The sequence below is a fragment of the Sphingomonas beigongshangi genome (assembly GCF_016820445.1).
GTDB classification, from domain to species: domain Bacteria; phylum Pseudomonadota; class Alphaproteobacteria; order Sphingomonadales; family Sphingomonadaceae; genus Sphingomonas; species Sphingomonas beigongshangi.
In genome coordinates this window covers 345,909-358,225 of the sequence record NZ_JADHDT010000002.1, presented here as the reverse complement: position 1 = coordinate 358,225, position 12,317 = coordinate 345,909, and the positions used below count along the sequence as shown (strand labels likewise).

Annotated in this window: 10 protein-coding genes; 2 read left to right on the top strand and 8 right to left on the bottom strand. The window is 68.2% G+C overall.

Annotated elements, in window-relative coordinates:
• Nucleotides 1-145: 145 nt before the first annotated feature.
• The 5 genes from pheT to rpmI all read right to left on the bottom strand — a co-directional run bounded on the left by pheT (nucleotide 146) and on the right by rpmI (nucleotide 4,937).
• Nucleotides 146-2,512 carry a phenylalanine--tRNA ligase subunit beta gene (gene pheT, locus IQ292_RS04955; protein ID WP_203309190.1) on the bottom strand — a complete coding sequence of 789 codons (2,367 nt, stop codon included), beginning with the start codon at nucleotides 2,510-2,512 and terminating at the stop codon, nucleotides 146-148.
• 142 nt (nucleotides 2,513-2,654) lie between these two features.
• A complete protein-coding gene (pheS, locus tag IQ292_RS04950; protein ID WP_203309189.1) occupies nucleotides 2,655-3,791 on the bottom strand; it encodes a phenylalanine--tRNA ligase subunit alpha in 1,137 nt (378 codons plus the stop codon).
• On the bottom strand, nucleotides 3,788-4,132 hold the full coding sequence (locus tag IQ292_RS04945) for a GIY-YIG nuclease family protein (protein WP_420853649.1): 345 nt from the start codon (nucleotides 4,130-4,132) through the stop codon (nucleotides 3,788-3,790). The genes pheS and IQ292_RS04945 overlap by 4 nt, the downstream gene beginning before the upstream one ends.
• Before the next feature lie 218 nt (nucleotides 4,133-4,350).
• Nucleotides 4,351-4,722: a 50S ribosomal protein L20 gene (gene rplT / locus IQ292_RS04940; protein ID WP_203309188.1), complete on the bottom strand. Its 372-nt coding sequence runs from the start codon at nucleotides 4,720-4,722 to the stop codon at nucleotides 4,351-4,353.
• Between the two features lie 11 nt (nucleotides 4,723-4,733).
• Nucleotides 4,734-4,937, bottom strand: coding sequence for a 50S ribosomal protein L35 (rpmI, locus tag IQ292_RS04935; protein ID WP_066489358.1), 204 nt, complete (start codon nucleotides 4,935-4,937; stop codon nucleotides 4,734-4,736).
• Nucleotides 4,938-5,103: 166 nt separating this feature from the next.
• Here rpmI and IQ292_RS04930 point away from each other — a divergent pair, with 166 nt between their 5' ends.
• A complete protein-coding gene (locus IQ292_RS04930) occupies nucleotides 5,104-7,209 on the top strand; it encodes an AsmA family protein (protein ID WP_203309187.1) in 2,106 nt (701 codons plus the stop codon).
• A gap of 132 nt (nucleotides 7,210-7,341) precedes the next feature.
• On the opposite strand, the gene IQ292_RS04925 is transcribed toward IQ292_RS04930, so the two are convergent.
• Nucleotides 7,342-8,592: a spinster family MFS transporter gene (locus IQ292_RS04925; RefSeq protein ID WP_203309186.1), complete on the bottom strand. Its 1,251-nt coding sequence runs from the start codon at nucleotides 8,590-8,592 to the stop codon at nucleotides 7,342-7,344.
• 89 nt (nucleotides 8,593-8,681) lie between these two features.
• Nucleotides 8,682-11,108, bottom strand: coding sequence for a TonB-dependent receptor (locus tag IQ292_RS04920; RefSeq protein WP_203309185.1), 2,427 nt, complete (start codon nucleotides 11,106-11,108; stop codon nucleotides 8,682-8,684).
• 145 nt (nucleotides 11,109-11,253) lie between these two features.
• On the opposite strand from IQ292_RS04920, the gene IQ292_RS04915 reads away from it, so the two are divergent.
• Entirely contained in the window at nucleotides 11,254-11,901 is a 648-nt protein-coding gene (locus tag IQ292_RS04915; protein ID WP_203309184.1) for a TetR/AcrR family transcriptional regulator, read from the top strand.
• 51 nt (nucleotides 11,902-11,952) lie between these two features.
• Here IQ292_RS04915 and IQ292_RS04910 read toward each other — a convergent pair whose 3' ends face one another.
• Nucleotides 11,953-12,315, bottom strand: coding sequence for a MerR family transcriptional regulator (locus IQ292_RS04910; RefSeq protein ID WP_203309365.1), 363 nt, complete (start codon nucleotides 12,313-12,315; stop codon nucleotides 11,953-11,955).
• Between the last annotated feature and the right edge of the window lie 2 nt (nucleotides 12,316-12,317).

Here is a 12,317-nt window from a genome sequence, read left to right as displayed (position 1 = left end):
GTGTAACGCATGTGCCGGCCAAAATCCTCCCCTGCCTTCGCAGAGGAGGCGGTGGAGGGGCAGCCAAGCAGAGCCAGCGCCCGTGGCTGCCCCTACATCATTCGGCTGCGCCGAACGGTCCCCCTCCCCGCCCAGCGAGGAGGATCTAGGCGCGCAGCATCGCGCCCTGTTTGGCGGCCGCGGCGACGATCTTGTCGCCGATGGCCTTCAAGGCCTCGTCGGTGAAGCTCTTGTCGGTCGGTTGCAGCACCACCTCGACCGCCACGGACTTCATGCCCGGTTCGACACCGGTGCCGGTGAAGACGTCGAAGACGCGCGCGCCGGTGATCGCTGCCTTGTCCGCACCCCGGACGCTGCGCACCAGCGCATCCGCCGAGAGCGACGCGGGGACGAGGAAGGCGAAGTCTCGGCGCACCGCCTGCAACGCGGGCGGCGCAAAGGCGGGCCGCATGAAACCGCCGCCGCCGCGCTTCGCAGGCAAGGCATCGAGGTAGAGTTCGACCGCGGCGACCGAGCCATCCAGGTCGAACGCCTTGAGCAGCGCCGGGTGCAGCATGCCGAAGCGCGCGAGGATCGTCTTCGGGCCAAGGCGCAACGTTCCCGACTGCCCGGGGTGCCAGGCATCGCCGGCCTCGCCCATGACCTGCAGATTGTCGACCGGCGCGCCGGCGGCGGCGAGCAGCGCGACCGCCTCCGCCTTGGCGTCATAGGCGTCGAAGACCGCCGCCTTTCCCGCCTTCCAGCCGCGTTCGCGCGCGTTGCCGGCAAGCACGACGCCGAGCGTGGGATGCTCGCCGTCCGCGAGATAGCGGCGGCCGACCTCGAACAGGCGCACCTGCGCGGCGCCGCGCGCGACATTGCGGCGGGTCGCCGAAAGCAGGCCCGGCAGCAGCGAGGGCCGCATGACCTTGAGGTCCTCGCTGATCGGATTGGCCAGGGTGAAGGCGCCGCCGCCGAAGGGTGCGGCCTCGGCTTCGGAAACGAAGCTCCACGTCACCGCCTCGTCGAGGCCGCGCGCGGCGGCAGCGCGGCGGACGCGGCGTTCCAGCTTCTGCTGCGGGGTGGCGGTCGGCTTCGCCACGCCGGGAACGCGCGGCAGCGGGACCGGCGCGACCTTGTCGATCCCCTCGATCCGGATCACCTCCTCGACCAGGTCGGCGGGGCCGTCGATATCGCGGCGCCAGGTCGGCGGCGTCACCTGCCAGTCGGTGGTTACGGTGAAGCCGAGCGACGCGAGGATGGCGCGCTGACGCTCCGCAGGGATGCCGAGGCCGCCCAGCGTCTCCGCCAGATCGGGATCATAGGCGTAGCTGCGCATCGCCAGCGGCGGCTGGCCGGCCCGCGTCACGGCGCTGGCGGTGCCGCCGCAATATTCGAGCACGAGGAAGGTCGCGATGGCGAGGCCATCGTCGAGGAACGCGGGATCGACGCCACGCTCGAACCGCTGCCGCGCGTCGCTGGTCAGCGCCAGCGCCTGACCGGTGCGCGCGATCGCGTCGGGCGCGAAATAGGCGCATTCGATGATTACGTCGGTCGTCCCCTCCGACACGCCCGAATGCGCACCGCCCATGATGCCGCCGATATCGTGCACCGCGACATCGTCGGCGATGACGGTCATCCCCTCGCTGAGCGCGTAGGTCTTGCCGTTCAGCGCCTCGACGGTTTCGCCGGCGCGGGCATGGCGCGCGACGAGGCCGCCCGACAGCTTCGCCCGGTCGTAGACGTGCAAGGGGCGGCCGAGGTCGACGGTCAGGTAATTGGTGATGTCGACCAGTGTCGAGATCGGCTTCTGTCCGATCGCGGTCAGCCGGCGACGCATCCATTCCGGCGACTCGCCGTTGGCAAGGCCGCGAACCTCCTGCGCGTAGAAGGCGGGACAGCCGGCAGCATCCTCGATGCGTATGTCGGGGCCGGGGCCTTCGCCGGGGACGGACGGGACGGTCGGGGGCACGAGCGTCCCGAGCCCGGTGGCGGCGAGGTCCCGCGCGATGCCGTGGACGCCCATGCAATCCTGGCGATTGGGGGTGATCGACACGTCGATGACGGGATCGTTCAACCCCGCATAGTCGGGGAAGGGCGTGCCGACCGGCGCATCGCCCGGCAGCTCGATGATGCCGTCATGCCCCTCGCCCACCTGGAGCTCGCGGGCGGAGCACATCATGCCGTTCGATTCGACGCCGCGAATCGCCGCGACCTTGAGCGTCACGTCGAGTCCGGGGACATAGGCACCGGGCGCGCCGAATACCCCGACCAGACCGGCACGCGCATTCGGGGCGCCGCAGACGACCTGCATGGGGCCGTCACCCGCGTCGACGGAGAGGACCTGGAGCTTGTCCGCCTGCGGATGGCGCTCGGCCGACAGGATGCGCGCGACACGGAAGCTCGCCAGCGCCGCGCCGGGATTGTCGACGCCCTCGACCTCCAGCCCGATGCGGGTCAGGCCGTCGAGGATCTCCTCGAGGCTCGCGTCGGTGGTCAGGTGATCCTTGAGCCAGGAAAGGGTGAACTTCATGTCCGGTACCTTCGTCATCCCGGCGAACGCCGGGACCCATGGGTGCGGGCGGCTGATGGTAGCCGCCCCGTGTCCTCACCCCCCGCGCCGTGTCCGTGGGTCCCGGCTATTGCCGGGATGACGGAGGGGATGGGTGTTCGTGTCAGGCCGCGACGCCGACGCCGCCCGACAGCGTCGGCACGTCCAGCGCGGCGAAGCCATAATGCTTCAGCCAGCGGATATCGCCGTCGAAGAAGGGGCGAAGGTCGTCCATGCCGTATTTGAGCATGGCGAGCCGGTCGATGCCGCAGCCGAAGGCGAAGCCCTGCCATTCGTCGGGGTCGAGGCCGCAGGCGGCGATGACCTTGGGGTGGACCATGCCGCTGCCGAGCACCTCCATCCAGCCGCCGCCCCCCTCTCGTCCGGGGTGGCCGCCGATGACGCGCTTGCCCTTCTCGATCGTATAGCCGACATCGACCTCCGCCGACGGTTCGGTGAAGGGAAAATAGCTGGGGCGCAGGCGCAGCACGATATCGTCGCGCTCGAAGAACGCCTTCAGGAAGGTCTCCAGCGTCCATTTGAGGTGGCCGAGCGTGATGCCCTTGTCGATCACCAGCCCCTCGACCTGGTGGAACATCGGCGTGTGCGTCGCATCCGAGTCGGACCGGTAGGTGCGGCCCGGCGCGATGATGCGGATCGGCGGCTTCTGCTCCAGCATCGTGCGGATCTGCACCGGCGAGGTATGCGTGCGCAGCAGCGAGAAGGTGGCACGCTCGTCGAACGTCCCGGCCGCCTTCGCCTCCTGTCCCTGGGTCAGGTAGAAGGTGTCGTGCATCGCACGCGCCGGATGCGTCTCCGGAATGTTGAGCGCGGAGAAATTATGCCAGTCGGTCTCGATCTCCGGCCCCTGGGCGACGGCGAAACCGAGGTCGGCGAAGATCTCCGCCAGTTCGTCCATCACCTGGCTGACCGGATGGACGGTCCCGGCGAGCGGCGCGTCGGCGGGTAGCGTCATGTCGAGCGTCTCGGCGGCGAGGCGCGCATCGAGCGCCGCCTTCTCCAGCGCCGCCTTGCGCGCCGCGATCGCGTCGCCGACCGATTCGCGCAGGGCGTGGATGCGGGGACCCTGTAGCTGACGCTCCTCGGGGCTCATCTTGCCGAGCGTCTTGAGCAGCTGGGTGACGCTTCCGTTCTTTCCCAGGGCGTCGATGCGCAGGGATTCGAGAAGCTCCAGGCTGGACGCTTCCGCAATCTGCGGCAGGTAGGACCTGATATGGCTGAGGTCGTCGGTATCGGTCACTTCATCACTCCCGGACGGGGGCTATCAGGCAAAGGCGGAAGGCCCAACCCGATCGCGAGATCGTCCCAATGCTCGTTGTGCGCTTCGATCAGGTCGATCTTCCACGCCCGCCGCCATTCCTTCAGCCGCTTCTCGCGTGCGATCGCGGCCTCCATCGTGTCGTGGACCTCGTACCAGACGAGGCGCTTGACGCCGTATCGGCGAGTGAAGCCCGGGATCAAGTCTTCTCGATGCTGATGGATGCGTTGGATGAGGTTCGAGGTCACGCCGATGTACAGCGTCCCATGGCGGCGGCTGGCGACAAGGTAGACGCAGGGACAGAAGTCGATACGGACCATCATCCTGTTCCCTCAATCGTCATCCCGGCATACGCCGGGACCCATGGAAACGGTTGGCCGACATTTGCGTGCTGCCTTTGACCGAGTCGGGTCCATGGCTCCCGGCATGCGCCGGGATGACGAGGGGGCGTACAGCTGGCCACCTTGACGCGCCGCCAAACCAAAACGGGCGCCGGTGTTGCCACCGGCGCCCGCTGATCGGTCGCGTCGCGAGGGAGCGGTTAGGCCGCCTGCTCCTGCGGCAGCGCCGCCTTCGCCTGCGCGATGATGGCGCTGAACGCCTCACCCTCGTGCATGGCGATGTCGGCCAGGACCTTCCGGTCCAGCTCGATGCCCGCCAGCTTCAGCCCGTGCATGAACTGCGAATAGGTCAGGCCTTCGGCCCGGACGCCGGCGTTGATGCGCTGGATCCACAGGCCGCGGAACGTGCGCTTCTTCACCTTGCGGTCGCGATAGGCGTACTGGCCGGCCTTCTCCACCGCCTGACGGGCGATGCGGATGGTGTTCTTGCGACGGCCGTAATAGCCCTTCGCCTGATCCAAAATCCTCTTGTGCTTGGCCTTGGTCGTCGTGCCGCGCTTCACTCGTGCCATTGTTCAGCTCCTCAGTTCAGGCCGTACGGCGCCCAGGCCTTCACCGTCGCGGTGTCGGCCTTCGACAGCACCGTGGTGCCGCGGTTCTGGCGGATGTACTTGCCGTTGTGGCTGATCAGGCGGTGGCGCTTGCCGGCGACGCCGTGCTTCAGCTTGCCGGTGGCGGTGAGCTTGAAGCGCTTCTTGACGCCGCTCTTGGTCTTGAGCTTGGGCATTTTGGTCCTTTCGCATGAGAGCGTCGCTTGAACAGCCGCGGCAGCCCTTGATGGCCGGGCCGTTCGTCCACGCAACGCTCGGGAAGCTGGGCCCCTTAGACGCGTCGCACGGCAAAAGCAACCGATGCGGAACCGGAACGACGCGCAGACGCTTGGATGCGTTGCGATGGACCAGCCTCTTCCCGCCGCGGCGCCCGCCGACACGCCGCCGCGCCGCGCCCGCGGGTGGCGCATCGCCCGCGACGTCGCCCTGGCCATCGTCGGCCTGGTCTTCGCCTTGTGGCTGATCCTGTTCCTGACCAAGGGCCGGTTCCTGAAGCATCCGTTCGAGACGCTCGTCGGCAAACTGACGCATCGCGAGGTGCGGGTGTCGGGCGACTTCCAGCTCTATTTCGCGCCGCTGGAGATCAAGTTCGCGGCGCAAGGTTTCAGCATCCGCAATCCGGACTGGGCCAGCCGACCCTATCTGTTCCGCGCCGACGACCTCGATTCGCGGATCGCGCCGCTATCGCTGCTGTTCGGTCGCCGGCGCTTCTACTGGCTGGACCTGACCAACGGCGCGGTGGACCTCGAGTGGCTGCCCGACCATGCCACCAACACCTGGACGTTCAGCGACAAGAAGGGCGGCAAGCCGCTGGCCTTTCCGGTCATCGACCGCGCGACCGTCGTCGGCACGACCGTACGCTATCGCGACCCGCGGCTGCGCCTGCTCGCCGACATGCGGATCGATCCGATCCGCTCGACCGATGCGCGGATCGGCGACGCGGTGGGGCTGACGGGCAATGGCCTGATCCGCGGCACGCCCTTCACGATGGACGCGCGCCTTCTGTCGCCGAACCAGACGGTGGCGCGCGGCGCGAACCGTCTGGAGCTGAATGCGCGGGCGGCCGGCAACGTCGTCGACGTGACCGGGACGCTGCCCAGCCTCGCCGCCTTCGAGGGCGTGCCGCTGCAGACGCACGCTCGCGGCCGCGACCTGTCGGATCTGCTCGCGATCATCGGCGTCGCGATCCCCCATACGCGCACCTACCGCCTGAAGGCGCAGCTGGTGCAGCAGGGGCGCGACTATCGCTTCACGCACCTGTCGGGCACGTTCGGCGACAGCGACGTCGCGGGCAGGCTGACCGTTACCAACGGCGACCGGCTGCACCTCGATTCGACGCTGGCGACGCGGACGCTCGACATCGTCGATGCCGCACCCTTCATCGGCTACAATCCCGACATCGTCGCGACGCGGGGCGCGGAGGCCGCCGCCGCCGCGACCGGCGCCGCGCCGCAGCGGCTCCTGCCCGATGCGGCGCTGCCGGTGGCGACGATGCGGCGGTTCGACGCCGACCTGAAATGGACGATCCGTGCCGTCCGGTCGCGGCGCGTGCCGATCAGCGACGTCGACCTGACGCTGGCGCTCAAGGACGGGCGCCTGGCGCTGTCGCCGATGGCGTTCGCGATGGCGCGCGGCAACGTCGCCGCCGATGTCGTGTTCGACACGCGCCGCCGACCGGCGGCGGACAGCTACGATATCCGGCTCGCGCCGACGCCTCTGGGGCGGCTGCTCGCGGGCTGGGGCGTGGCCGAAGCGGGCACGACGGGTGTCATCAAGGGCCACATCCAGCTGGCGGGTCGTGGCGACACGGTCCACGATTCGCTGGCCAGCGCGCGCGGGCGTATCGCCTTCGTGCTGCCGGCAGGATCGATGTGGACGCGCAACGCGCAGCTGTCCGAGCTCGACATCGGCGTTTTCATCCAGAAGATGTTCCAGAAGGAGCTGAAGGAGCCGGTGCGGATCAACTGCGGGCTGATCGGCTTTACGGTCCGCGACGGGGTGGCGGCGGCGGACCCGATCCTGATCGACACCACCAAGAACGTCGTTACCGGGCGTGGCGGGTTCAGCTTCCGCAACGAGACGGTCGACCTGGCGATCCGCGCCGACGGCAAGCAATTCAGCCTGTTCTCCGGCCAGTCCCCCGTCGGCATCGGCGGCACGTTCGCGCATCCGTCGCTCGCGGTGATCAGTCCGCAGCTGTTGGCGCGCGCGGGCGCCGGGCTGGGGCTGGCGGTGGCGGCGACGCCGTTGGCGGGCATATTGGCCTTCGTCGACGTCGGCGACGCCAAGGCGGCGGCCTGTGGCCCGGTGCTTGCCGGCGCGGATGCCCGCGCCCAGCGCACGACCAAGGGCAAGCCACGCGAGGACGTCGGCACGGGCACCACGGCGAAGAGCGGCGACGGCGGCACGACCAAGGCGCAGCGCAAGAAGTTCCTGGGAATCTTCTGACGGACGCCGCCTTTAGCCTGTGCGGCCGGGGCGGAACGGAGGAGCCTCACGCCTCCCCGGCCGGTCCTTCGAGAGTTCGATCCACGTGCGTGGAAGCGGTACCGCGCCGATCCAGCTTAGCGGAATCGCACATTAGTCGACCCAGTCGCGGCGCAGCGCCTTGACCGCCCCCAGCATCAGCGCCGCCGCGACGAGGTAGAAGCCCAGCGCATAGAAGGTGGCGAAGCGCAGGGCGTCGACGCCATAGGCCGCCTTCATCGCGTCCGACAGCCGTCCCATCAGCCACGATCCCAGCCCGAGGCCGATCAGATTGTTGATGAACAGGAAGCTTGCCGAGGCGGTCGCGCGCATGGGCGCGGGCACCAGATGCTGGACCGCCGTGGTGACCGGCCCCAGCCACAGGATGTTGAGGCCGTTGGGCACGACGAACAGGAACCAGGCGAGCACCGGCGAGGGGCTCATGAGCGCCGCGCCGAACAGGGGCGCCGTCAGCACCCAGGCGATGGCCGGCAGCCTCGCATAGGCGCCGCGATCGCGCGCGCCGAGCCGGTCTGCCAACCACCCTCCGCCGAAGACGCCGATCGTGCCGCCGACGAGCAGCAGGGACGCGACATAGTGCGACGTCCCCAGCAGCGTGAACCCGAAGCTGCGGATCAGCACCGAGGGGATCCAGAACGCCAGGCCATAGCCGCACATGGAGCTGAATGCGGCGGCGAAGGCCATCAGCCAGAAGCTCCGCTTGCCCGCGAGCAGTCGGAACACCGCCACGACGCGGACATGCTCGCCCGCCGCGCTCGCGGGGCGCGGCGGATCCTTGACGACGAGCCGAAAGACGGGAGCAAGCACCACGCCCGCCAGCCCGACGACGATGAACGCCCAGCGCCAGTCGACGAGGCTGGCGATCACGCCGCCCAGCAGGGCGCCGCCCGCGAGGCCGATCGGGATCCCGAGCGAGTAGATCGCCAGCGCCCGCGCGCGGCGCTCGGGCGGAAAATAGTCGGCGATCATCGCATAGGAGGGCGCGACGCCCCCCGCTTCCCCGACGCCGACGCCGAGGCGAAAGGCGAACAATTGCCAGAAGCCCGTCGCAAGACCGCACAGCGCGGTGAAGCCGCTCCACACCGCCAGGCTGCCCGTGACGACCCAGCTTCGGCTGGTCCGGTCCGCGACGAGCGCCAGCGGAATGGCGAGCGTCGAATAGAGCAAGGCGAAGGCGATGCCGCCGAGCGCACCGAGCTGGGTATCGCTCAGCTTCAGATCGGCCTTGATCGGCTGCGCCAGGATCCCGAGGATCTGCCTGTCGAGGAAATTGAATGTGTAGATGAGCAAGAGCATCGCCAGCACGAGCATCGGGTAGCGGGGACGGGTGGTCGTGCCGGTCATGATACCCTCTTCTCGATCATCCTCACCCTTTCGTCACTGCGCGAGGCGGTGGAAAGGGTGAGGGCATCGGATCGCCGCGAGGCGCGACATCAGAAGCGCGCGGTGAAGGTGCCGAAGATCTGGCGCGGGGTGCCGTAGAAGGCCGTGGCGATCCCCTCGCGCCCCAGGGTCGGGACATAGCCCGTGCCGTTGGTGATCGGCTGGTTGGCGGCGTTGAGCGGCGTGCCGGCGATGTCGGTCTTGATATACTGATAGCCGCTCGTCTTGTACCGTTTGTCCGTCAGGTTGCGACCATAGACGCCGATCGAATAGCGCCGCTCCGCGCCGAAGGCATAGGTCAGGCCGGCATCCCACAGGGTATAGCCAGGCTGATCGAGGAAGGGGCTCGCGGTTTCGAACTGGTGGGTCAGGCTGCGATAGGAAATCGTGGTATTGGCGGTGAACAGGCCGTCACCGACTGGAACCGTTCCCGACGCCGTGCCCGATGCGGTCCACTTGGGCGTGTTCTGGAAGACGCGGACATTCGCGATGTCGACGCCGGTCGGGCCGATGAAGCGGCGATAGCGCGCGTCGAGATAGCCCATCGTTCCGGCAAGGTTGAACGACGATCCCGCACCGGCGAAGTCGCGCGCCAGCACGGCGTTCGTCTCCAGCTCGATGCCCTTTATCCGCGCTTTCGCCGCATTGGTGGTGATGCCGACGAAGGTGGTGATGCCGTTCACCACCGACGCCGCCGATCCGGGCACCTGCACGTCGGTATAATCGGCGTAGAAGCCGTCGAGCGCCCAGGTCAGTCGCCGGTCGAAGGCCGCGCCCTTCCAGCCGATCTCGTAGCTCGTCACCGACTCGGGGCGGAACAGCAGATAGTTATAGATATCCTGGTACGTGCGCCCGGCCGCCGGATTGCTGATCGGCGCCGACGCCCCCGAGCCGCGGGGATCGAAGCCGCCGCCCTTGAAGCCTTCCGAATAGGAAATGTAGAGCAGGTGATCCTCGCTCGGCTTGAAGTTCAGCGAGGCGCGCGGCGTGAAGCGCTTGAAATTCGCCTTGCCGCGGAAGTTGGTCAGCGGCGCGCCGAGCACGACCGCATTGCCGCCGAAATCGCTCGAAAGGCCGCCGATCTTGTTCGCCTTGAAGACGAAGGCCTGGCGTTCGTCCCAGGTATAGCGGCCGCCCAGCGACAGGCTGATCTGCGGCGTGAAATCATAGGTGAAGTCGCCATAGACCGAGGATGTCTCGGTGCGGACGTCGCCCGCCGTATTGGCGTTAAGCGTCGGCAGGCCGAGCAGCGCGCCTTGCTGGAACAGCAGGACGTCGAACACCGTCGAGGCCTTGGCGCCCAGGTAATAATAGCCCACCAGGCCGTTCAGCTTGTCGGAACTGTAGAGAAGCTGGAATTCCTGACTGGTCTGCTCGTTGCGATAGACCGCGGGCACATCGACATCGACCGCGGGCAAGGCGTCGAAATCGATCGGCGTATAGGACGTGTCGGCACGATAGGCGCTGATGCTGCGCAGCGTCAGCTGGTCGGTCAGCTTGGCGTTGACGCTCATCGACAGGCCGCCCGCCTCGATGTTCTGGCGCGGCGTGTTGAGTCCGGCCTGCGTGTCGAAGACGTTCGACAGCACCGGCGTGCCCGAAAACAGCCCGGGGATCAGGCGGTGGCCGTTGCGCGGATTGCTCTTGTCATGCGTGTAGTCGCCGGTGATCCGCACGAACAGGCGCGTGTCCGGGCTTTCGAACTCGACCGTGCCGCGCGCAGCCCAGATGTCCTTGTTGTAATTGTCGATGTTGAGGTTCGTATTGCGCCCGAAGCCGTCGCGGCTGAGCCGTGCGCCGGCCACGCCGACCTTGAGCATGTCGCCGATCGGCGTCGACAGCGCGACCACCGCGTCCGCCTGGTTGTAGCTGCCATAGCTTCCCTTGACGCGCACCTCGGGCGTATCGGGCAGCCGCTTGGTGACATATTTTACCGCGCCGCCGATCGTGTTGCGGCCGTAGAGCGTCCCCTGTGGCCCGCGCAGCACTTCGATGCGATCGACGTCGTAGATGTCGAGCACCGCGGCCTGCGGCCGGTTGAGATAGACGTCGTCCAGATAGATGCCGATGCCCGCTTCGAAGCCCGGCACCGGATCCTGCTGCCCGACGCCGCGGATGAACGCGGCGAGCGTCGAGTTGGAGCCCCGCGCGACCTTCAGCGTGGTGTTGGGTGTCGTGTTCTGAATGTCGGTAAGGTCGATCGCGCCGGTCTTGGCCAGTTTGTCCGCGGTGAAGGCGGTGACGGCGATCGGCACCGACAGCAGCGTTTCCGCGCGGCGGCGCGCGGTGACCACGATATCGCCATTGTCCTGCGCCGAATCGGCAGCGGTGGCCGGCTCCGTTTCGGCGGCGGCGGCGCCCTGTCGAACGTCCTGTGCGGAATCCGCAGGAGCGACCTGCGCCAGCGCCGGCGAGACGGCCAACGCCGCGAGCCCAGCGCCCAGCATGAGTGTCGTGGACGTACGAAGCGCCTTCATAGCCTATCCCCTCCTGTCGGCGCCGCGACCCTCGTCGCGCCCGGTTGATCCGGGTTGTACGCCGTTGCAGGAGCACTATACTGAAACCTGAACCATGTTTCAACTTATGATGAGTGCATGGGTTCGTAGGGGTGGAGGGGATGCGATGACGCAGCAGGGCGGGGAAGCGATCGGCGCGCCGACCGACAAGACGCCGCGCACCGATCGCGGCCGGCGGACGCTACGCACACTGCTCGATGCGGCGGCGGTGGAGTTCGGGGAACGCGGCTTTCACGATGCGTCGATCAGCGCGATCACGCGGCGCGCCGGCGTCGCGCTGGGCACTTTCTACACGTATTTCGATTCGAAGGATGCGGTGTTCCGCGCGCTGGTGCGCGACATGTCGGACCAGGTGCGCGATCATGTCGCACCAATGGTCCGGGCCGCGCCGGACGGGCTCGCGGCGGAGCGGGCGGGCCTGGTGCAGTTCATCCGCTTCGTTCGCGCCCACAAGGAGATCTATCGGATCATCGACGAATCCGAGTTCGTAGATCCCGCCAGCTTCCGCGACCATTATGCGACGACCGCGGAGCGGATCGCGCAGCGGTTGCGCGCGGCGGCGACGCGGGGGGAGGTACGCGGCGACGTGAACGACGTCCACGCCTGGGCGGTCATGGGGATGAACGTGTTCCTGGGCCTGCGGTACGGCGTCTGGGACGAGGACCGAACCGCCGAAGCCGTCGCGGATGCGGCGGCGTCGCTGCTGCGCGATGGCCTGGCGCCGCGCGACGGACGCGGCAAACCCGATGCGTGAGGCCCGCGCCGCGCGCGGAACACCTGCTGCGCCCGGCGGTGTGCTCTGCGGTCAGCCCGTCGGTTCGTCCGCGTCGAGCGCGTCGGCCAGTCCGTCGCGTATCGATCGCAGCGCCTCCACCGTATCGGCGGGCGTCCGCGCGCGGCGCCCCTCGTTCGCGAGCAATTGCTGCACGCCGCGCATCGTATAGCCTTCGCGGTTGAGCAGCGCGTCGATACGGCGGACGAGTGCCACGTCCTCCGGCCGATAGTAGCGGCGGTTACCGGCCCGCGTTACCGGCCGCAGCTGGGGAAACCGCCCTTCCCAATAGCGGAGGATGTGATGCGGCACGCCCGTGTCCGCCGCCACCTCGCCGATCGTGCGGAATGCGCCGCTCGCCTTGGTAACCTCCGGCTTGCCTCCCTGCGATGCGATCC